This is a genomic window from Mycobacterium heidelbergense, from assembly GCF_050205645.1.
Lineage (GTDB): Bacteria > Actinomycetota > Actinomycetes > Mycobacteriales > Mycobacteriaceae > Mycobacterium > Mycobacterium heidelbergense_A.
This window is the reverse complement of the sequence record NZ_JBNMQT010000028.1, coordinates 25,533-45,640: the sequence shown is the minus strand read 5'-3', so window position 1 is coordinate 45,640 and position 20,108 is coordinate 25,533. Positions and strand designations below refer to the sequence as shown.

The following is a 20,108-nucleotide window of genomic DNA, read 5'->3' as shown; positions in this document are numbered from 1 at the left end:
AATCAATGGATTCCATTAGAGCCACAGCGCGTTTGCTGGCTCGACGCTTAATGGCGCCTACCATGGCGGCCGAATAGGGGACCGGAGGTAATAGATGTTGGATTTCGGGGCGCTGCCGCCGGAGGTCAACTCCGGCCGGATGTACGTCGGGGCGGGGGCGGGGCCGTTGCTGGCCGCCGCCGCGGCGTGGGATGAGCTGGCCGCCGAGCTGCAGTCCACCGCGGCGTCGTACGGGTCGACCATCGAAGGCCTGACCGTCGGGCCGTGGACGGGCCCCTCCTCGATTGCGATGGCGGCGGCCGCGGCGCCCTACGTGGCGTGGATGAATGCCACCGGTGTGCAGGCCGAGCAGGCGGCCACGCAGGCCAAGCTGGCCGCGGGCGCCTACGAGACTGCGTTCGCGGCCACGGTGCCGCCGCCGGTGATCGCGGCCAACCGCGCCCTGCTCGCCGCGCTGATCGCCACGAACTTCTTGGGCCAAAACACCCCCGCCATCGCCGCGACCGAGGCGCACTACATGGAGATGTGGGCGCAGGATGCCGCCGCCATGTATGCCTATGCGGGTGCGTCGGCAACGGCATCGCAGCTGACCCCGTTCATCCAGCCGCCGAAAACCACCAATGACGCGGGCGGAGCAACGCAAGCGGCCGCGGTTGCGCAGTCCAGCACCGTGTCCGGCTCGAACACGGCGTCGCAGCTGTCCCAATTGGTCACCGCGACACCGAGTGCGCTGCAGAGCCTGGCAACGGGCAACGCGACGACCAACGCGACGTCGACCGCGGCCGCGACGGGAGTCGGTTTGCCGGCGGTGCCGCAGAGCCTGACGGACTGGAACACCATCTGGTCGACCCTGACCGGGCCGTACTCGCTGCAGGGGTTGACCGCCATACCCGGCGGTCCGTTCCTCTCGTTCGGGCAGGCGTACGCGTGGGGCCAAAACGGGCAGGGAGCCGCCGCCTACTTGTCGGGCCCGAAAGCCATCAACGGGGCGTTGGCGCCGCTGACCGGTGGCGCCAACGCCGTCAAGCCCATGCTGAGCTCCGCCGTCGGCCAGGTCTCGGGGTCGATGGGTAAAGCGCCCCTGGTGGGAAGCATGTCGGTGCCGCAGGGCTGGACCGAAGCCGCCCCGGCGATCCGGACGCTCGCCTCGGTGTTGCCGGCAAACCTCGCGGCCGCTCCGGAGGCCGCACTCGCCGGCGAAGGTGGAGCCTTCAGCCAGATGGCCCTGTCGAGCCTGGCGGGACGAGCCCTGGCCGCCAGCGCCACGTACTCCGGCGGTGGGGCGGCGGCCAAGGCGCTGGGCGGCGTCGTCGCCGAGGCCGACCCCGCCGCGGCCACCATCATCGTGATCCCGGCGCTCGAGGACTGACCGCGATGACGACGTCGAGCCGCCCAGCACGGTCCACCCGCGTGCGCGTCACCGGAGAAGGGGTTTAGCCATGTTTTACGGAGCCTTTCCGCCGGAGTTCAACTCGGGCCGGATGTATGCCGGCCCGGGAGCCGAGTCGCTGCTGGCCGCCGCGGTGGCCTGGGATGACCTGGCCACCGAACTGCAGTCCACCGCGGCCTCCTACTCGTCGGTGGTCTCCAGCCTGACCGGCGGGCCCTGGATAGGGCCGTCGTCGCTGTCCATGGCGGCCGCGGCCGCTCCCTATATCGCCTGGATGCAAGGCACCGCGGCCCAGGCCCACGAAGCCGCCTCCCAGGCGACCGCGGCCGCCAGCGCCTACGAGACGGCGTTCGCCGCACACGTGCCCCCGCCGGTGATCGCGGAAAACCGTGCCCTGCTCGCACAGCTGGTGGCGACCAACGTCTTCGGTCAGAACACCGCGTCGATCGCGGCCACCGAGACCGAGTACTCCGAGATGTGGGCTCAGGACGCCCTGGCGATGGACAGCTACTTCAGCTCGTCGGCCGCAGCATCCCGGTTGACACCGTTTACCGAGCCGCCACAGACCACCAGCACGTCGGGTACGGCGATGCAGGCGGCTGCGGTGACCGCGGCCGCCGCATCCCCGGCGGGCAATGCGGCGTCAACCGCCAGCTCGGCCAGCTCGTTCATTACGAACAACCCCATACTGTCGTTTCTCGCGGGGCTCGCCACCAACTACAACTCCACGGTGGCAGGCCTGCTCAACACCGTCCCAAACGGCAGTGCCTGGTACACAGCCCTATACAACGCCATCAAGGTTCCGCTCGGCTTCACCACGGGGTTCAACGACATCGGGCTGCTGATCAACTTTCCGCTGTCGCAGTGGTTGAAGTTCGCCCCACCCGCGGCCTATGGCGCGCTGCCGAAGGACGCGCTGGGCGCCGGGCTCGGAGCGTTGGGCTTCGGCCGGGGCACGCTCTACAGTGCGGTGTCGGCGAGCATGGGAAATGCCGGCACGTTGGTCGGAAAGCTGTCGATTCCGCCGAGCTGGGCCACGGCCACCCCGGCGATCAGGACGGTCGCCGCCGCCCTGTCGGCCGCCGGGCCGGATGCCGTGCCTGCGGCCTCCCTGGGCGAGGGTCTGCTCAGCTCGATGTCGATGGCGGGAATGCTCGGCAGTGCCATGGGCGCCGGGGGTCCCACCGTAGTGAACGCCGGCGTCCGCGGTCGTCTCGCCAAGATCAAAGACCTCAAGGACAAGCAATCGCCCGAGCAGCTCAAGCGTCTGGTCGCGCAGATATCGGAAAAGCCCGAAAGCGTGCAGCACCACAACGTCGATCAAGAAGGCCTGGACGCCCTGCTCGAGCAGCTCTCGAAGAAACCCGGCATCCACGCGGTGCACCTATCCAAGGGCGGCAAAGCCAAGGTCGTGCCGTCGGAAGCCCAATTGGGCTAGCGCGCAACATAATTGGAAAGTTGGTGAGTCATGAGAACCCTACTGACATTGCTCGGCGTTTCCGCGATGATCGGCTTCGCCGCGCCGGCCCATGCCAATCCTCCTCCGGTTCCCGACGGGGACGACGCGGGCTTCATCTCCGCGCTGCACCAGGCCGGCTTCAGCTTTTCCAGCCCGGACGCGGCCGTTGGCGCCGGCCGAGCGGTGTGTTCGTGCTTGAACAACGGCGAGTCGGGCCTGGAGCTGGTGCACGACGTGAAGATGCACAACCCGGGGATGGACATGGAGATGGCATCCAATTTCGCCTTGCTCTCCGCCAAGTACTACTGCCCCCATCAGCTATCCAAGGCCTGACCACCGGCGCGAAGTCATGAGACTGCTCCTCGCACTGCTGGGCGTCCCGACCGCGATCGCGCTTGCGGCCCCTGCCTTCGGCGATCCGGGCGGGGTCGACGACGTCTCCTTCTTGGCGACGGTGCGTGGCGCGGGCATCAACTACACCAGCCCGGATCAAGCGATCGCATCCGCCAAAGCGGCCTGCGGGTGGATCGGTACCGGCAAATCCGGCCCGGAGCTGGTCGGCGACCTGCAGCGAAGCAATCCCGCATTGACCACCACCCACGCGTCGGTGTTCCTGGCGATCGCGGCGAAGTATTACTGCCCCCAACAATTGAGTGCCGGGGACGTGGCGCGGTAGTCGGGCCACACGGGCACTAGTTGCCACCTGCCGTTCACCTGGATGTGGCTAGATGTGGTGAGGCAGGAAGGAGTGCGGCATGCAGACGCTGAGCGTCGCCGATTTCGCGCTCCGGCTGGCGGTCGGGGTGGGCTGCGGCGCCCTCATCGGACTGGAACGGCAATGGCGGGCACGCTTGGCCGGCCTGCGCACCAACGCGCTTGTCGCCGGCGGCGCAACGTTGTTCGTGCTGTACGCGGTCGCCACCGAAGACAGCAGCCCCACCCGGGTCGCGTCATATGTGGTGTCGGGCATCGGCTTTCTCGGCGGAGGGGTGATCCTGCGCGAGGGTTTCAACGTCAGGGGCCTCAACACCGCCGCCACCCTGTGGTGCTCCGCGGCGGTCGGTGTACTGGCCGCCTCCGGTCATCTGGCCTTCACGGCGATCGGCACCGCGACCGTCGTCGGCATCCACCTGTTTGGGCGCCCGCTCGGCCGGCTGATCGACCACGACAACAGCGTCGAGGAGGACGAAAGCCTGCAGCCCTATCTGGTGCAGGTGGTCTGCCGACCCAAATCAGAGAAGTACGCGCGCGCCCAGATCGTGCAACACGCCAGCAGCCACGACATCACGCTGCGTGGCATCCACACCGGGCACGCCGACGACGACGAAATCACCTTGAGCGCACACCTACTCATGGACGGCCATACGCCGACCAGGCTCGAGCGGCTGGTGGCCGAACTGTCGCTGCAACCCGGGGTTCGCGCGGTGCAGTGGTACGCCGGCGACAAAGCCCAGCAATCGGAATAGCGCCGCGCGACTACGGTCGCGCCTGCAACTCCGGCGCGGCCGCGGCCAGCAGGTCGGCACGGGTTCGGGTCAGCGGGGGATAGATTCGCCGGGTATTGATGGTCCGCTTGGTGGCCTTGGCCTGCGCGCCATTGGAGACCACCATGCGATTCCATCCCTCGGTGTAGACCGCGCCGGCCGGTCCGAGATCGAGAACCGTTACGTACCACGGGATCCGAAGGGGAAGCATGGGCTCACCGAATAGGTCGCTGATCACGTTGAAGCCGGCGTAGCGTCCCATCGGCCGGCCGTGCTGACACGACATCACCGACAAGTGCTCGTCGTCCATCCGGGCCGCCGCCACATCACCCGCCGCGAACACGGACGGCACCCCGATCACGCGCAGATAGTCGTCGACGGGCACCCGGCCCAGGCGATCCCGGGCCACGCCGAGCTGCTCGGTCAGCGGGCTCGCCCGCATGCCCGCGCACCACACCACCGTGGCCGCGTCGAGCCGCTCACCCGTCGACAGCGAAACGCCATCCTTGTCCACCGTCGCGACCCTGACCCCGGTCCTGGTCTCGATGCCGTTGTCCGACAAGGCCTTTTCGATCACCGGCAGTGCCGACGAACCCATATCGGAGCCGACGGCATTGTGGTCGATCAGCATTACCCGAGGCGTGACCGAACCCTCGGAGAACAACGCGCGCAGCCGCTTTGGCAGCTCGCAGGCCGTCTCGATGCCGGTCAGCCCGGCCCCGACCACGACGACGGTCGCGGCCGCGGCAGTGTGCGGATCGTCGGCAAGGCCGCGCAGGTGGCGCTGCAGCGCGAGGGCGTCGTCATGGGTGTCGACGTCGAAACCGAACTCCCGCAGCCCGGGTATGGCGGGTTTGACCAGCTGACTGCCCGACGCCAACACCAGCCGGTCGTAGCCGTACCTCATGCCACGGGATGTGGTGACGACGCGGGCTGCCGTGTCGATCGCCGTTACCTCGGCGGTGACGTGCGTGACTCCCGCGGGGTCGAGCAGGTCGGCGAGCGGGATGCGGCAGGCGCTCAGATCGGCCTCGTAGTTGCGGACCCGGATGTCGTGAAACGGTTTGGCGCTCAGCACGGTGATGTCGACGGTGCCCGCTGGGACGGCGAGCTCGTCGAGTCGCCGGGCCGCGCCGAGCCCCGCCCATAGCCCCGCGAACCCCGAGCCGATGACGATCACTGCGGTCACGCGCTCACCGTCTCCTCCATCCGGCCCGGTCGCGTCCGCGCCGATGGTCGTAATCTATCGGTGTGCACGCCTTGACCGGGTTCTGGTTCGCGCTGCCCTCGCAGATGCGGGATCCGGTGCTGTTCGCCATCCCCTTCTTTTTGTTGCTGTTGATTCTCGAGTGGACGGCGGCCCGCAAGCTGGAGGCCCTCGAGGCGGCCGGCGCCGAGACACCACGACCGGCGTCCGGCGCGTACCTGACGCGCGACTCGATGGCGAGCATCTCGATGGGGCTGGTGTCGATAGCGACCACCGCAGCCTGGAAGACCCTGGCCCTGTTCGGCTATGCGGCGATCTACGCCTATGTCGCACCGTGGCACCTGTCGGTGAGCGAGTGGTACACGTGGGTGATCGCGATCCTCGGCGTGGACCTGCTGTACTACGCGTATCACCGCATCGCGCACCGGGTCCGGCTGATCTGGGCCACCCATCAGGCCCACCACTCCAGCGAGTACTTCAACTTCGCCACCGCGCTGCGCCAGAAGTGGAACAACAGTGGGGAGGTCCTGATGTGGATTCCGTTGCCGCTGTTGGGACTTCCCCCATGGATGGTGTTCTTCAGTTGGTCGCTGAACCTGATCTACCAGTTCTGGGTGCACACCGAGCGGATCGACAAACTTCCGCGGCCGTTCGAATTCGTCTTCAACACGCCGTCGCACCACCGGGTGCACCACGGCATGGACAAGGTGTATCTCGACAAGAACTACGGCGGCATCTTCATCATCTGGGACCGGTTGTTCGGTAGCTTCCAGGCGGAGACGTTTCGCCCGCACTACGGCCTGACCAAGCAGGTGGACACGTTCAACATCTGGAACCTGCAGATCCGCGAATACGTCGCAATAGCCCGCGATTGGCGATCGGCGAGCCGCCTGCGCGATCGCCTGGGCTACGTCTTCGGCCCGCCGGGCTGGGCACCCCGCGCCGCAGGTCAAACCGACGGCGCGGCGCCGCTCGCCACGTCACGGTAACGTCAAGACCAGGTCACGCGAAAGACTCAACGTCGGCGAGATGTGCGCCGTAATCTCAACCCGTGGCCGGCGCGTGCGCCGGCCCCGACGGAACGGAGTCCATGGTGCGCTGCCTGGCAATTCGCGCTTTTGTCGCCTCCGTCACCGTCGCGGCGCTGGTGCCCGGGCTGCGGGCCGCGACCGCCGCCGCGGACCCCATCGTGGTCTTCCCCGGCATGGAGATCCACCAGGACAGCCACCTCTGCACCCTGGGTTACGTCGACCCGGGCCTGAAGATCGCGTTCACCGCGGGGCACTGCCGCGGCGGGGGAGTCGTCACCGACAAGGACCGCCACGTCATCGGGCACCTGGCGACGTTCCGGGACAACACACCCAGCGGCTCGACGGTGGCCACCGACCAGGTGATCAACGACTACGAGGCGATCGTCCTCGACAACGTGCCGGCGAACAACATCCTGCCGGGCGGGCGCGCGCTGGTCTCGACCCCGGGTCTGACCGTCCAGCCGGGGCAGGCGGTCTGCCATTTCGGTGTCGCCACCGGCGAGACCTGCGGGACGGTGGAAGCCGTCAACAACGGGTGGTTCACCATGTCCCACGGCGTCCAGAGCCACCAGGGCGATTCGGGTGGTCCGGTCTACCTCGCCCCCGACGGGGGGCCCGGGCAGATCGTCGGGATCTTCAACAGCATGTGGGGGGACTTCCCGGCGGCGGTGTCGTGGCGGTCCACCTCCGAACAGGTCCGCGAGGACCTCGGGATGCGCACTAGCGCGAGTTAGCCGCCCGCGGCGAGCACGAAGACCGGGATAGACGGCGCGGCGGCACGCAGCTCCTCATCGCTGGATTCCGGCGTCAGCCCGGCGACATACCCCTTGACCTGCCAGTACCACCGGGCCAAATAGCGTTGCACCACTTCGGGTTTGGCCGTGTCGCTCAGCTCGGTGGCGATTAGTCGTTTCCTGCGCCAGCGCGGTCCGACCTCGACGACGCCCGCGGCGCGCACGTTGCGTGCCCACTGGGTGTTGCCGCGTGGCGAGACGAGATAGTCCACGCCGTCGACGGTCAGCAGATTGATCACCACTGCGCGCTGTTTTCCGCTCTTGCGGCCACGCACACGCAGGGCCCGGGTCCCCGCGATGCTGATCCCCAGCTCGGCGAGCCAGCGGATGGCCGCGTTTGCGGCCCGCGCGGCCCGGTTCGGTTCTTCGTATCGGGTGGGCATCGTGCGTCCTCTCGGGTGTCCCATCGGCTGAGCGAATGAGAGCGGTGCTCTCGGTAGTAGACACGGTGACACAGCACGTAGCGAAAAGCAAGAGCGGTGATCTCGTTTGTGTCAGACTGGCTACGTGGGCAAACGCCAGGAATCGCGGGAACAGATCGAGGCGCGCATCGTCGAGCTGGGCCGGGTCCACCTGGTCGACCGCGGCGCGGCCGGCTTGTCACTGCGTGCGATCGCCCGCGACCTGGGCATGGTGTCCTCGGCCGTGTACCGCTACGTGTCCAGCCGTGACGAGTTGCTGACCTTGCTGCTGATCGACGCCTACTCCGACCTGGCCGACGCGGTGGACCGGGCCCGCGACACCGCGGACGAGGTGTGGAGTGACGACGTCATCGCGATCGCGCGGGCGGCGCGGCGCTGGGCCGTGGCGCATCCCGCTCAGTGGGCCCTGCTCTACGGCAGCCCGGTGCCCGGATACCACGCGCCCCCGGAGCGCACCGTCGGGGTCGGCACCCGCGTAGTGGGAGCCATCTTCGACGCCATCGCCGCGGGGATCGCGACCGGAGACATCAGGTTGACCGATACCGTTGCGCCGCAACCGATGTCGTCGGATTTCGACCGGATCCGCCACGAATTCGGCTTTCCCGGCGACGATTCCGTCATCGCCAAGTGCTTTTTGTTCTGGGCCGGCGTGCTGGGCGCGATCAGCCTCGAGGTGTTCGGGCAGTACGGCGCGGACACCCTCACCGATCCCGAGGCGATCTTCGACACCCAGCTTCGCCTGCTGGTGGACCTGCTGGCCCAGCATTGACGCCGGGCCTGAATTAGAACGTGTTCACCCGGCGTCTCCGGGCGACGGACGCCCGATTACGGCAAAGTCTTTCCGGCCCTTTCTGCCAGCCGGCAGACTGGGCTATCCTGCCAATCGATGACCCCTCCCACTCAATCGCCGACGCAGATCGCATGGGTTACCCCGGACCTGGACGCCACCGAAAAGGCCCTCACCGGCCTTTTAGGCGTTCGGAAGTGGGTGCGGATTCCCGACGTGCACTTTGCTCCGGATGCGTGCAGCTATCGTGGCGAGCCCGCCGACTTCGTCGCCAGCATCTCGCTGAGCTATCTCGGTGACATGCAGTTGGAGCTGATCTGCCCGGTCCGTGGGCAGAGTATCTATAGTGAGTTTTTGCGCGACTCGGGCCCGGGTTTGCATCACATCTGCATCGAGGCCGAGAGCCCCGAGAAATTCGACACGGCGCTGACCGAGGCGGCCGATCACGGCGCGCCCGTGGTGCAGCAGGGCGTCATGCCGGGCGGAATTCAGTTCGCCTACGTCTCGGCTCCGCAGGCGGGCGTGCCGTTCGTGGAGATCGCTTACGTCTCGCCCGAAATGCGGGCGTTTTACGACTACATCAAACAGGAGCAGCGGTGAGCACCGATATACCAGCAACCGTCGACGCAGGCACGGTCACGTCGTGGTCGGATGACGTCGACGTGGTCGTGATCGGTTTCGGTATCGGCGGTGGATGCGCCGCGGTGAGCGCGGCCGCCGCGGGCGCGCGGGTGCTGGTGCTCGAACGGGCGGCCGTGGCGGGCGGCACCACTTCGCTTGCGGGGGGCCACTTTTACCTCGGCGGCGGCACCGCGGTCCAGGAGGCGACGGGCAATCCCGACTCGCCCGAAGAGATGTACAAATACCTCGTTGCGGTCTCCCGGGAACCAGACCACGCCAAGATTCGCGCGTACTGCGAAGGCAGCGTCGAGCATTTCAATTGGCTGGAAGACCTGGGTTTCCAGTTCGAGCGCAGCTACTTTCCGGGGAAGGCGGTGATCCAGCCCAACACCGAGGGGTTGATGTTCACCGGCAACGAGAAGGTGTGGCCGTTCCTCGAGCAGGCGGTGCCGGCGCCGCGCGGCCACAAGGTGCCCGTGCCCGGCGACACCGGCGGCGCCAGCATGGTGATCGACCTACTGCTCAAACGGGCCGCGAGCCTGGGCGTGCAAGTCCGGTACGAGACCGGGGCCACCGAGCTCATCGTGGACGGCTCGGGTGCGGTGACCGGTGTGACGTGGAAGCGGTTCACCGAAACCGGTGCGATCAAGGCAAAGTCGGTCATCATCGCTGCCGGCGGATTCGTGATGAACCCCGACATGGTAGCCACGTACACGCCGAAACTGGCCGAGAAACCGTTCGTGCTCGGCAACACCTACGACGACGGCCTGGGCATCCGGATGGGCGTATCCGCCGGCGGCGCCACCCAGCACATGGACCAGATCTTCATCACCGCGCCGCCCTACCCGCCGTCGATCCTGCTGACCGGGATCGTCGTCAACAAGCTGGGGCAGCGGTTCGTCGCCGAGGATTCCTACCATTCCAGGACTTCGGGTTTCATCATGGATCAGCCCGACAGCGCGGCGTACCTGATCGTCGACGAGGCGCACCTGGAACATCCCAAGATGCCGCTGGTTCCGCTCATCGACGGGTGGGAGAGCGTCGCGGAGATGGAATCCGCGCTGGGGATCCCCGAAGGCAACTTGGCCGCGACGCTGGACCGGTACAACACCTATGCCGCGCGTGGCGAGGATCCCGACTTTCACAAGCAGCCGGAATTCCTTGCGCCGCAAGACAAAGGGCCGTGGGGGGCGTTCGACATGTCGCTGGGCAAGGCCATGTATGCCGGGTTCACCGTCGGCGGGCTGGCCGTGTCCGTGGACGGGCAGGTTCTGCGCGAAGACGGCACGGTGGTGGCGGGCTTATACGCGGTCGGGGCGTGCGCGTCGAACATCGCCCAGGACGGCAAGGGCTACGCCAGCGGCACACAACTGGGCGAAGGCTCGTTTTTCGGCCGCCGGGCCGGAGCCCACGCGGCGACGCGCTAGGGACGCATCGAGACTGTAATTTCGCAGGAAAAGTGCGAGTAAACCCCTGCAAAATTACAGCCTCGGCGCGACGCGCTAGACCGGCGCCGGCTCCTTTTCCACCGGGCCGAGCCGCCACTGCCCGTCGCCGAGCAGTTGGAGCTGTTTTCCGTGATGCTGCTCCACGGTGTGCCGGTGGCTGACGCTGACCACGACGCAGTCCGGTAGCTCGGTTCGCAGCAATTGGTAGAGCGCGAATTCCAGTCCCTCGTCCAGCGCCGAGGTGGCCTCGTCGAGGAATACCGCCCGCGGCCTGGTGAGCAAGATGCGCGCGAACGCGACGCGCTGCTGCTCGCCGGGGGAGAGCACCTTCGCCCAATCCTGCTCCTCGTCGATCCGGTCATAGAGCGGGGCCAACGCGACCTTGTTCAGCACGTCGCGCAGGACGCCGTCCGGGATGTCGTCGGGAGAATTCGGATAGCACACCACGGTGCGCAGCGTGCCCAATGGCACATACGGCAATTGCGACAGGAACATCGTCGCGTTGTCACCCTCCGGGCGGCACAGCGTCCCGGAGGCGTACGGCCACAGCTCGGCCAGGCTGCGCAGCAGCGTGGTCTTGCCGGCGCCGGAACGGCCGGTGATCACCAGCGCCTCGCCGCTATCCAGTTGCACGTCAAGCGAATCGATCAATTGGTCGCCGGCCGGTGTGCGCACTTCGACGCCGGCGAGCTCGACGGCCACCTCTTGACTCGGCTTGACCAGCACCGCCGGCAGTTCGCGCCCTTGCGCGTTGGCGTCGACGAGCCCGTGCAACCGGATGATCGCCGCCCGGAACGCCGCGAACGCGTCGTAGTTGTTGCGGAAGAACGACAGCGAGTCGTGGATTTCGCCGAATGAGGTCGCCGTCTGGCCGACGTCGCCGAAGGCGATCTGGCCGGCGAACAGTCGCGGCGCCTGAATCACCCACGGCAGCGGGACGATTGCCTGCGACATCGACCAGTTCCATCCGTTGAAAATGATGGTCCGGCGGACAAACCTGCGGTAGTTGGTGATGACCGGGGTGAAGCGCCCCATCAGTTGCGTTCGCTCCACTCGTTCGCCGCGATAGAAGCCGACCGCCTCGGCGGCATCGCGCAACCGCACCAGCGCGTACCGGAATGCGGCGTTGAGCTTCTCGTTGTTGAAGCTGAGCCAGATCAGCGGACGCCCCAGCCAGAACGCGACGACGGTCGCGATGAAGACGTAGACCACGACGACCCAGAACATCGCGCGCGGCAGCGTGAAGCCGAAAATGTTCAGGCCGCCGGAGAGGTTCCAGAGGATCGCCGCGAACGAAATCACCGAAGCCACCGCACGCACGGCGCCGAACAACAAGGTGTTCTGCGTCTCGTTGGACGGGATGTTGGGGGTCGGACCGACCCCCGCCGTGAAGATGTCGACATCTTGTTGGATCCGCTGATCCGGGTTGTCGATGGTGTTGTCGATGAACAGATCCCGGTAGTAGGCCCTGCCGTCGAGCCAGTCATCGGTGAGGTGGGCGGTCAGCCAGACACGCCACGCGATGATGAAGCGCTGCGTCAGATAGATGTCGACCAGGATGCGGGCGATGAAGATGGTTGCCAACACACTGAAATGCCACAGCGACATCCAAAAGCCGTGAATGCCAGAGTTTTTCACCCTGGCGTCGCCCGCCGCAATGCCTTCGAACGCGGTCTGCAGGGATGTGAACAGGTCGTTGCTCTGGTAACTCAGCAGCACGGCGAGGCGCACGGACAGCAGGACCAACAGCAGCAGCACGCCTAGCATCAGCCAGACCTTGACGGCCTGTGGACCGACGAAGTAGCCCCTGGTGATCCGCCAATACTGGCGCCCCCAGACCGTCACATACCTGATCACGACCAGCACCACGATCAGGCACACGGCACTGATCGCCCAGGCTTCGCCCAGCCAGCGCAGGGAGTCATGGAGCGCAGCCGACCAGTTGATGGATTCCTTGAACGGCTTGGGGTCCAACTTCGACGTCTCCTTGCTACCGAGGCATCCGGCGGAGCCTCATGGTGGACACTTCCCCGCGAAGTTACCCGAGGCAGGGTGGATAGGCTGCCTGGATGAGCATCGACGCTCCGTCCAGCCAGACCGTGCATGCCGGCCGGCTCATCGCACGCCGGCTCAAAGCCAGCGGAATCGACACCATCTTCACGTTGTCCGGCGGCCACCTGTTTTCCATCTACGACGGCTGCCGTGACGAGGGTATCCGGCTGATCGATACCCGGCACGAGCAGACGGCGACCTTTGCCGCCGAGGGCTGGTCGAAGGTGACCAGGGTCCCCGGCGTCGCCGCGCTGACCGCCGGTCCGGGCGTCACCAACGGCATGAGCGCGATGGCCGCCGCGCAGCAGAACCAGTCGCCGCTGGTGGTGCTCGGTGGCCGCGCCCCCGCTGGGCGCTGGGGCATGGGTTCGCTGCAGGAGATCGACCACGTGCCGTTCGTGGCGCCGCTGGCTCGCTTCGCGGCCACCGCACAATCCGCCGAGGCGGCGGGGCTGATGGTTGACGAGGCGTTGCGCGCGGCGGTCGGCGCCCCCTCGGGGGTGGGATTCGTCGACTTCCCGATGGACCACGTGTTCGCCGTATCCGAGGACCCCGGCCGCCCCGGCGCTCTCGCCGACGTGCCGCCGGGCCCGGCCCCCGACGGCGCGGCGCTCGAGCGTGCCGCGGACCTGCTCGCCGCGGCACACCGGCCGGTGATCATGGCGGGCACCAACGTGTGGTGGGGGCACGCGGAGGCGGCGCTGCTGCGTCTCGCCGAGGAGCGGCAGATCCCGGTGCTGATGAACGGGATGGCCCGCGGTGTGGTGCCCGCCGACCACCCGTTGGCGTTCTCGCGGGCCCGGGCCAAAGCGCTGGGCGAGGCGGACGTGGCGCTGGTCGTCGGCGTGCCCATGGATTTTCGGCTGGGATTCGGCAAGGTGTTCGGGCCCCAGACCCAGCTCGTCGTGGCGGATCGTGCCGAACCGGGGCGCGAGCATCCGCGGCCCGTCGCGGCCGGTCTTTACGGCGACCTCACGTCGATCCTCTCGGCGCTGGCCGGGCCGGGGGAGCATCGGGACTGGATCGCCGAGCTGCGCACGGCCGAAAGCGCGGCGCGAAGCTCCGAAGCAGCCGAGCGGGGCGACGATCGCACGCCGCTGCACCCGATGCGGGTGTACGCCGAGCTGGCCCCCCTGCTGGACCGCGACGCCATCGTGGTCGTCGACGCCGGCGATTTCGGGTCCTACGCGGGCCGGGTGATCGACAGCTATTTGCCGGGCTGTTGGCTGGACAGCGGCCCCTTCGGCTGCCTGGGTTCCGGCCCCGGCTACGCGCTGGCCGCCAAGCTGGCCCACCCCGACCGCCAGGTCGTCCTGCTGCAGGGTGACGGCGCCTTCGGGTTCAGCGGCATGGAGTGGGACACCCTGGTGCGGCACAACGTGCCGGTCGTTTCGGTGATCGGCAACAACGGGATCTGGGCCCTCGAAAAGCACCCGATGGAGGCGATTTACGGCTATTCGGTGGTGGCGGAGTTGCGTCCGGGCACGCGCTACGACGAGGTCGTCCGCGCGCTGGGCGGCCACGGTGAGCTGGTGTCCGCGCCCGCCGAGCTGCGCCCCGCCCTGGAGCGTGCCTTCGGCAGCGGCCTGCCGGCCGTCGTCAACGTGCTCACCGATCCGAGCGTCGCCTATCCACGCCGGTCCAACCTGGCATAGCTCGCCCACCGCGTACCGTTGACCTGTGCCAAAGACCACCCGCGCTGAACCTGGCAGGCTGAGCAGCCGATTTTGGCGGCTGCTGGGAGCCAGCACCGAAAAGGACCGAAGCCGCTCGCTCGCTCAGGTGACCGCCTCGTCGGAGTACGACGAGGAAGCCGCCGGCCTCACCGACGAGCAACTGCGCAAGGCGGCGGGGCTGCTCAACCTCGACGACCTCGCCGAATCCGACGACATCGCGCAGTTCCTCGCGATCGCCCGGGAAGCCGCCGAACGGTCAACGGCGTTGCGCCCGTTCGATGTTCAGCTGCTCGGCGCGCTGCGCATGCTTGACGGCGACGTGATCGAGATGGCCACCGGCGAGGGCAAGACGCTCGCCGGGGCCATCGCGGCCGCCGGGTATGCCATCGCCGGCCGGCACGTGCACGTGGTGACCATCAACGACTACCTGGCCCGCCGCGACGCCGAGTGGATGGGGCCGCTGCTGGAGGCCATGGGCCTGACCGTCGGCTGGATCACCGCGGAGTCGACGAGCGAGGAACGCAGGGCCGCCTACGACTGTGACGTCACCTACGCCTCGGTCAATGAGATCGGCTTCGACGTGCTGCGGGACCAGCTCGTGACCGACGTCGCCGACCTGGTGTCGCCGAATCCCGATGTGGCCCTTATCGATGAGGCCGACTCCGTTCTGGTCGACGAGGCGCTGGTGCCGCTGGTGCTGGCCGGCACGACGCACCGGGAGACCCCGCGGCTGGAGATCATCAAACTCGTCGGCGAACTCGCCGCCGAGACCGATTACGACACCGACTCCGACAGCCGCAACGTCCACCTGACCGAGGTCGGCGCGCGCAAAGTGGAGAAGGCGCTCGGCGGCATCGACCTCTACTCCGAGGAACACGTCGGCACCACGCTCACCGAGGTCAACGTGGCGCTGCACGCGCATGTGCTGCTCCAGCGCGACGTGCACTACATCGTTCGGGACGACGCCGTGCACCTGATCAATGCCGCGCGCGGCCGCATCGCGCAGCTGCAGCGCTGGCCCGACGGCCTGCAGGCCGCCGTCGAGGCGAAAGAGGGCATCGAGACCACCGAGACCGGCGAGGTCCTCGACACCATCACGGTGCAGGCGCTGATCAACCGCTACACCACCGTGTGCGGCATGACCGGCACCGCGCTGGCCGCCGGTGAGCAGCTGCGCCAGTTCTACAAGCTCGGAGTGTCACCGATTCCGCCGAATGAGCCCAACATTCGCGAGGACGAGTCCGACCGCGTGTACATCACCGCCGCCGCCAAGAACGACGCGATCGTGGCGCACATCGCCGAGGTGCACGAAACCGGACAGCCGATGCTGGTCGGCACCCGCGATGTCGCCGAGTCCGAGGACCTGCACGAGCGGCTGCTGCGCCGCGGCGTGCCCGCGGTGGTGCTCAACGCCAAGAACGACGCCGAGGAAGCGCAGGTTATCGCCGAGGCCGGCAAATTCGAGTCGGTCACGGTGTCCACCCAGATGGCGGGGCGCGGTACCGATATCCGGCTGGGCGGATCCGACGAAGCCGACCACGACAGGGTCGCCGACCTGGGCGGGCTGCACGTCGTCGGCACCGGCCGGCATCACACCGAGCGGCTGGACAACCAGCTGCGCGGGCGGGCCGGACGGCAGGGCGACCCCGGCTCGTCGGTGTTCTTCTCCAGTTGGGAAGACGACGTCGTGGTGGCCAACCTCGACCAGAACAAGCTGCCCATGGAAACCGACCCGGAAAACGGGGACGGCCGGATCGTCAGCCCCAAGGCGGCCGGGCTGCTCGATCACGCCCAGCGTGTCGCCGAGGGCCGGATGCTCGACGTGCACGCGAACACCTGGCGCTACAACCAGCTGATCGCCCAGCAGCGCGCCATCATCGTCGACCGGCGAAACACGTTGCTGCGCACCACAACCGCGCGCGACGAGCTCGCCGAGCTCGCGCCCAAACGCTATGAAGAGCTGGCTGAGGCGATGCCCGAGGACGAGGCCGACGAACGCCTCGAGACGATCTGCCGGCTGATCATGCTGTATCACCTCGACCGCGGATGGGCCGACCATCTGGCGTACCTGGCCGACATCCGCGAGAGCATTCACCTGCGCGCGCTGGGCCGGCAAAATCCGCTGGACGAGTTCCATCGGCTGGCCGTCGACGCGTTCGCCTCGCTGGCCGCGGATGCGATCGAAGCGGCGCAGCAGACGTTCGAAACCGCGAACGTGCTCGAAGAGGAGCCGGGGCTGGATCTGTCGAAGCTGGCCCGGCCGACGTCGACGTGGACCTACATGGTCAACGACAACCCGCTCTCGGACGACACGCTCGCGACCCTGAGCCTTCCCGGGGTATTCCGCTAGGCCGACGGTCCGGGCGCCCAACGTGCGTCCAGCCGCACGCTGGTGGCCGAGTGTGCGGCCACCCGCACGCTCGCCGGGCGTGGTCCGTCGTGCGGACCACATCTTCTCCCGGCTAAGGTCACGGCTCATGGAGCACGTGCCTCCGCCCGACCGGGTACTGACCGTGCCCAACTTGCTCAGCGCCATCCGCCTGGCGCTGATCCCGGTGTTCGTCTACGCGCTGGTGTTCGCGCACGCCGACGGTTGGGCGGTGGCCATCCTGATGTTCAGCGGCGCCTCCGACTGGGCCGACGGCAAGATCGCGCGGGCGCTGAACCAGTCGTCGCGTCTTGGTGTTCTGCTGGACCCGGCGGTCGATCGTCTCTACATGGTCACCGTGCCCGTCGTCATGGCGATCGGCGGCGTCCTGCCGTGGTGGTTCGTCGTCACGCTGCTGGTGCGCGACGGGCTGCTGGCCGCGAGCCTGCCCCTGCTGCGAAGCCGCGGGCTGTCGGCGCTGCCGGTGACGTACGTCGGCAAGGCCGCCACCTTCGCCCTGATGTCCGGTTTCCCGCTCGTCCTGCTGGGCACCTGGGACGCGTTGTGGAGCCGCGTGATCGGCGCCATCGGCTGGGCATTCTTGATCTGGGGCATCTACACCTACCTGTGGGCGTTCGTGCTGTACGTGGTGCAGCTGACGTTGGTCGTGCGCCGGATGCCCACGCTCAAAGCGGGTGCGCATGGCTGAACCCGACCGCCTGCTCGGCGGCTACGACCCCAACGCCGGCCGCAGCGCCCACGAGGCGGCGCGTCCGACGCTGATCCCGGTGCCGTCGCTGCTGCGCGCCCTGCTGTCGGAGCATCTGGATCCCGGGTACGCCGCCGCGGCCGAAAAACGTAGCCGCACTGCCACACCCAAGGCCGCGCGGGCGCGCGTTTTCGGTTGGCTCTGGCAGGCCCTGGCGGCGATGCTGGTCGCCACCGTGTTCGCCGCCGCGGTCGCGCAGGCCCGCTCGGTCGAACCCGGTGTGCGCTCCGCCCAACAGCTGCTGGCGCGCAGCGTCCGCTCGACCGAAGACACCGCCGCCCGGCTGTCCAAGCGGCGCACCACGCTCTCGACCCAGGTCGACGATGTGCAGCGACACGCGCTGGCCGACAACGCCGAGGGGCAGCGGCTGCTGACCCGTCTGGACGCGCTCAGCCTGGCCGCGGCCAGCACGCCGATCATCGGCCCCGGTCTGACCGTGACCGTGACCGAGCCCGGTGCCAGCCCCAACCTTTCCGACGTGTCCAAGCAGCGAGTCACCGGCAGCCGGCAGATCATCCTCGACCGCGACCTACAGCTCGTCGTCAACTCGTTGTGGGCCAGCGGCGCCGAAGCCATTTCGGTCGGCGGGGTTCGGATCGGGCCGAATGTAACGATCCGGCAGGCCGGGGGAGCGATCCTCGTCGACAACAACCCCACCGGCAGCCCGTACACGATCCTCGCGGTCGGGCCGCCGCGCTCGATGCGCGACGTCTTCGACGGCAGCCCGGGACGACAGCGTCTTAGGCTGCTGGAGGTCTCCTACGGCGTCGGCGTCACCGTGAACGTCTCCGACGGTCTGTCGCTGCCGGCCGGGTCGGTCCGGGAAGTCAAGTTCGCCAAACAGATTGGGCCCTAGTGAGAAAAGTCCTCGCATGATCGGTATCGCGGCGCTGGCGCTCGGCATCGTGCTGGGGTTGGTCTTCCATCCCGCCGTGCCCGAGGTTGTCCAACCGTATCTGCCCATCGCGGTGGTCGCCGCGCTCGACGCGGTGTTCGGCGGGCTGCGCGCCTACCTCGAGCGGATCTTCGATCCCAAGGTTTTCGTGGTGTCGTTCGTCTTCAACGTCTTCGTGGCGGCGCTGATCGTCTACGTCGGCGATCAACTGGGTGTCGGCACGCAGTTGTCCACGGCCATCATCGTCGTGTTGGGTATACGCATTTTCGGCAACGCGGCCGCGCTGCGGCGACGGCTGTTCGGGGCGTGACGACTGTGGAGTCAGCGTGAGCGACGAGCCGCCACAGGACGCGCGCGACGAAAGTCGTGACGCGCCAACCCGGCACGGCCACTCCGAAGGTGAGCACAAGGCCGACGACGCCCAGCGCGGCCGCCACGAATTGCCGTCGGACAGCCCACGGCCCGAGATCGGGTCGGTGCAGCGGACCGGATGGTCCGGACTGCTGCGGGCCGGGCGCTCGCGGCTCTTGTTCGGGATACTGGCGGCCCTGCTGTGCCTGGTTCTGGGGCTCGCGATCATCACCCAGGTCCGCCAGACGAAATCGGGTGACTCGCTGGACACGGCGCGCCCCGCGGACCTGTTGGTGCTGCTGGATTCGTTGCGGCAGCGCGAGGCCACGCTGAACACCGAAGTCGCCGAACTGCAGAACACGCTGAATCAACTGCAGGCGTCGGGCAACACCGATCAGGCCGCGATCCAAAGCGCTCAGGCCCGGCTGGCCGCGCTGTCGATTCTGGTCGGCTCCGTCGGCGCCACCGGGCCCGGCGTCACGGTCACGATCGACGACCCCGGCCCCGGGGTGTCACCCGAGGCCATGCTCGACGTGATCAATGAGTTGCGCGCCGCCGGCGCCGAGGCGGTCGAGACCAACGATGCCCACCAGTCGGTACGGGTGGGCGTCGACACCTGGGTGGTGGGCACGCCCGGCTCGTTGACCATCGACGGCAAGACGCTGTCGCCGCCGTATTCGATTCTGGCGATTGGCGATCCGCCGACGCTGGCCGCCGCGATGAACATTCCTGGCGGCGCGGAGGACAGCATCAAGCGCGTCGGTGCGCGGATGTCGGTGCAGCAGGCCGACCGGGTGGACGTGACGACCTTGCGACAACCAAAACCGCACCAATACGCTCAGCCCGTCAAGTGAGCACACCGACCAGAACAGGAACACCGTGAGCGATATCCCGGCCGAGCTGCACTACACCGCCGAACACGAGTGGGTTCGCCGCAGCGGGGAAGACGCCGCGCGGATCGGGATCACCGACTTCGCCCAGGCGGCACTCGGCGACGTCGTCTTCGTTCAGCTTCCCGACGTCGGCACCGAGCTGGTCGCCGGCGAATCCTTCGGCGAGGTGGAATCGACGAAATCCGTGTCGGACCTCTACGCGCCCGTATCGGGCAGGGTCACCGCCGTCAATTCCGATCTGGACGGCAGTCCGCAGCTGGTCAACTCCGACCCGTATGGCGCCGGCTGGCTGGTGGATGTGCAGGTTTCCGACGCCGCCGGGCTCGAGTCGGCCCTCGGCACATTGCTTGACGCCGAGGCCTACCGCGGCACACTAACCGAATGACGATTGCTAATGTCCCTGCAGCCTGTCGATCGCGCAGTGGTGGGGACATCGCCGACTGGTGCGCGGTACGGTCAAA

Annotated in this window: 20 protein-coding genes; 17 read left to right on the top strand and 3 right to left on the bottom strand. The window is 67.8% G+C overall.

Going from position 1 to position 20,108, the window contains the following annotated elements:
* Positions 1–94 precede the first annotated feature (94 nt).
* From ACQI5H_RS22525 to ACQI5H_RS22505, 5 genes are all read left to right on the top strand, one after another.
* Positions 95–1,369: a PPE family protein gene (locus tag ACQI5H_RS22525; protein ID WP_427081505.1), complete on the top strand. Its 1,275-nt coding sequence runs from the start codon at positions 95–97 to the stop codon at positions 1,367–1,369.
* 70 nt (positions 1,370–1,439) lie between these two features.
* Positions 1,440–2,828: a PPE family protein gene (locus ACQI5H_RS22520; protein ID WP_427081504.1), complete on the top strand. Its 1,389-nt coding sequence runs from the start codon at positions 1,440–1,442 to the stop codon at positions 2,826–2,828.
* Positions 2,829–2,858: 30 nt separating this feature from the next.
* Entirely contained in the window at positions 2,859–3,182 is a 324-nt protein-coding gene (locus ACQI5H_RS22515; RefSeq protein WP_427081503.1) for a DUF732 domain-containing protein, read from the top strand.
* A 16-nt stretch (positions 3,183–3,198) separates the two neighbouring features.
* Complete coding sequence (locus ACQI5H_RS22510; RefSeq protein WP_427081502.1) at positions 3,199–3,525, top strand: DUF732 domain-containing protein; 327 nt, start codon at positions 3,199–3,201, stop codon at positions 3,523–3,525.
* 79 nt (positions 3,526–3,604) lie between these two features.
* Complete coding sequence (locus tag ACQI5H_RS22505; protein ID WP_427081501.1) at positions 3,605–4,315, top strand: MgtC/SapB family protein; 711 nt, start codon at positions 3,605–3,607, stop codon at positions 4,313–4,315.
* A 10-nt stretch (positions 4,316–4,325) separates the two neighbouring features.
* Here the strand turns inward: ACQI5H_RS22505 and ACQI5H_RS22500 are convergent, their stop codons facing one another.
* Entirely contained in the window at positions 4,326–5,522 is a 1,197-nt protein-coding gene (locus ACQI5H_RS22500) for an NAD(P)/FAD-dependent oxidoreductase (RefSeq protein WP_427081500.1), read from the bottom strand.
* A gap of 62 nt (positions 5,523–5,584) precedes the next feature.
* Between ACQI5H_RS22500 and ACQI5H_RS22495 the strand changes: the two genes are divergently transcribed.
* Together ACQI5H_RS22495 and ACQI5H_RS22490 are read left to right on the top strand one after the other, a co-directional pair.
* A complete protein-coding gene (locus tag ACQI5H_RS22495) occupies positions 5,585–6,529 on the top strand; it encodes a sterol desaturase family protein (RefSeq protein WP_427081499.1) in 945 nt (314 codons plus the stop codon).
* Between the two features lie 101 nt (positions 6,530–6,630).
* The gene (locus ACQI5H_RS22490; protein ID WP_427081514.1) at positions 6,631–7,305 is read left to right on the top strand and encodes a hypothetical protein; all 675 of its coding nucleotides are present in this window, start codon (positions 6,631–6,633) and stop codon (positions 7,303–7,305) included.
* Here ACQI5H_RS22490 and ACQI5H_RS22485 read toward each other — a convergent pair.
* Complete coding sequence (locus tag ACQI5H_RS22485) at positions 7,302–7,748, bottom strand: nitroreductase/quinone reductase family protein (protein ID WP_427081498.1); 447 nt, start codon at positions 7,746–7,748, stop codon at positions 7,302–7,304. The two genes, ACQI5H_RS22490 and ACQI5H_RS22485, sit on opposite strands and share 4 nt — an antisense overlap.
* 124 nt (positions 7,749–7,872) lie before the next feature.
* Between ACQI5H_RS22485 and ACQI5H_RS22480 the strand changes: the two genes are divergently transcribed.
* The 3 genes from ACQI5H_RS22480 to ACQI5H_RS22470 all read left to right on the top strand — a co-directional run bounded on the left by ACQI5H_RS22480 (position 7,873) and on the right by ACQI5H_RS22470 (position 10,622).
* Positions 7,873–8,556, top strand: coding sequence for a TetR/AcrR family transcriptional regulator (locus ACQI5H_RS22480; protein WP_427081497.1), 684 nt, complete (start codon positions 7,873–7,875; stop codon positions 8,554–8,556).
* A 117-nt stretch (positions 8,557–8,673) separates the two neighbouring features.
* Entirely contained in the window at positions 8,674–9,174 is a 501-nt protein-coding gene (locus tag ACQI5H_RS22475) for a VOC family protein (protein WP_427081496.1), read from the top strand.
* On the top strand, positions 9,171–10,622 hold the full coding sequence (locus ACQI5H_RS22470; protein WP_427081495.1) for an FAD-binding protein: 1,452 nt from the start codon (positions 9,171–9,173) through the stop codon (positions 10,620–10,622). Before ACQI5H_RS22475 ends, ACQI5H_RS22470 begins: the two co-directional genes overlap by 4 nt.
* A gap of 75 nt (positions 10,623–10,697) precedes the next feature.
* Here ACQI5H_RS22470 and ACQI5H_RS22465 read toward each other — a convergent pair whose 3' ends face one another.
* Positions 10,698–12,617 carry an ABC transporter ATP-binding protein/permease gene (locus ACQI5H_RS22465; protein ID WP_427081494.1) on the bottom strand — a complete coding sequence of 640 codons (1,920 nt, stop codon included), beginning with the start codon at positions 12,615–12,617 and terminating at the stop codon, positions 10,698–10,700.
* Between the two features lie 95 nt (positions 12,618–12,712).
* Here ACQI5H_RS22465 and ACQI5H_RS22460 point away from each other — a divergent pair, with 95 nt between their 5' ends.
* From ACQI5H_RS22460 to gcvH, 7 genes are all read left to right on the top strand, one after another.
* Positions 12,713–14,350 (top strand): acetolactate synthase, encoded by a 1,638-nt coding sequence (locus ACQI5H_RS22460; protein ID WP_427081493.1) that lies wholly within the window; start codon positions 12,713–12,715, stop codon positions 14,348–14,350.
* Positions 14,351–14,375: 25 nt separating this feature from the next.
* Complete coding sequence (gene secA2 / locus ACQI5H_RS22455; RefSeq protein WP_427081492.1) at positions 14,376–16,721, top strand: accessory Sec system translocase SecA2; 2,346 nt, start codon at positions 14,376–14,378, stop codon at positions 16,719–16,721.
* Positions 16,722–16,848: 127 nt separating this feature from the next.
* Positions 16,849–17,448: a CDP-alcohol phosphatidyltransferase family protein gene (locus ACQI5H_RS22450; RefSeq protein WP_076123161.1), complete on the top strand. Its 600-nt coding sequence runs from the start codon at positions 16,849–16,851 to the stop codon at positions 17,446–17,448.
* The gene (locus ACQI5H_RS22445; RefSeq protein WP_427081491.1) at positions 17,441–18,364 is read left to right on the top strand and encodes a DUF881 domain-containing protein; all 924 of its coding nucleotides are present in this window, start codon (positions 17,441–17,443) and stop codon (positions 18,362–18,364) included. The genes ACQI5H_RS22450 and ACQI5H_RS22445 overlap by 8 nt, the downstream gene beginning before the upstream one ends.
* 16 nt (positions 18,365–18,380) lie before the next feature.
* Positions 18,381–18,713, top strand: coding sequence for a small basic family protein (locus tag ACQI5H_RS22440; RefSeq protein ID WP_076058102.1), 333 nt, complete (start codon positions 18,381–18,383; stop codon positions 18,711–18,713).
* Positions 18,714–18,843: 130 nt separating this feature from the next.
* On the top strand, positions 18,844–19,608 hold the full coding sequence (locus ACQI5H_RS22435; protein ID WP_427081513.1) for a DUF881 domain-containing protein: 765 nt from the start codon (positions 18,844–18,846) through the stop codon (positions 19,606–19,608).
* 25 nt (positions 19,609–19,633) lie between these two features.
* Positions 19,634–20,032 (top strand): glycine cleavage system protein GcvH, encoded by a 399-nt coding sequence (gcvH, locus tag ACQI5H_RS22430; protein ID WP_427081490.1) that lies wholly within the window; start codon positions 19,634–19,636, stop codon positions 20,030–20,032.
* Positions 20,033–20,108: the final 76 nt, after the last annotated feature.

Coding starts and splice junctions, on each gene's coding strand:
- ACQI5H_RS22525 (WP_427081505.1), top strand. CDS start 95: ATGTTGGATTTCGGGGCGCTGCCGCCGGAGGTCAACTCCGGCCGGATG.
- ACQI5H_RS22520 (WP_427081504.1), top strand. CDS start 1,440: ATGTTTTACGGAGCCTTTCCGCCGGAGTTCAACTCGGGCCGGATGTAT.
- ACQI5H_RS22515 (WP_427081503.1), top strand. CDS start 2,859: ATGAGAACCCTACTGACATTGCTCGGCGTTTCCGCGATGATCGGCTTC.
- ACQI5H_RS22510 (WP_427081502.1), top strand. CDS start 3,199: ATGAGACTGCTCCTCGCACTGCTGGGCGTCCCGACCGCGATCGCGCTT.
- ACQI5H_RS22505 (WP_427081501.1), top strand. CDS start 3,605: ATGCAGACGCTGAGCGTCGCCGATTTCGCGCTCCGGCTGGCGGTCGGG.
- ACQI5H_RS22490 (WP_427081514.1), top strand. CDS start 6,631: ATGGTGCGCTGCCTGGCAATTCGCGCTTTTGTCGCCTCCGTCACCGTC.
- ACQI5H_RS22485 (WP_427081498.1), bottom strand. CDS start 7,748: ATGCCCACCCGATACGAAGAACCGAACCGGGCCGCGCGGGCCGCAAAC.
- ACQI5H_RS22475 (WP_427081496.1), top strand. CDS start 8,674: ATGACCCCTCCCACTCAATCGCCGACGCAGATCGCATGGGTTACCCCG.
- ACQI5H_RS22460 (WP_427081493.1), top strand. CDS start 12,713: ATGAGCATCGACGCTCCGTCCAGCCAGACCGTGCATGCCGGCCGGCTC.
- ACQI5H_RS22450 (WP_076123161.1), top strand. CDS start 16,849: ATGGAGCACGTGCCTCCGCCCGACCGGGTACTGACCGTGCCCAACTTG.
- ACQI5H_RS22445 (WP_427081491.1), top strand. CDS start 17,441: ATGGCTGAACCCGACCGCCTGCTCGGCGGCTACGACCCCAACGCCGGC.
- ACQI5H_RS22440 (WP_076058102.1), top strand. CDS start 18,381: ATGATCGGTATCGCGGCGCTGGCGCTCGGCATCGTGCTGGGGTTGGTC.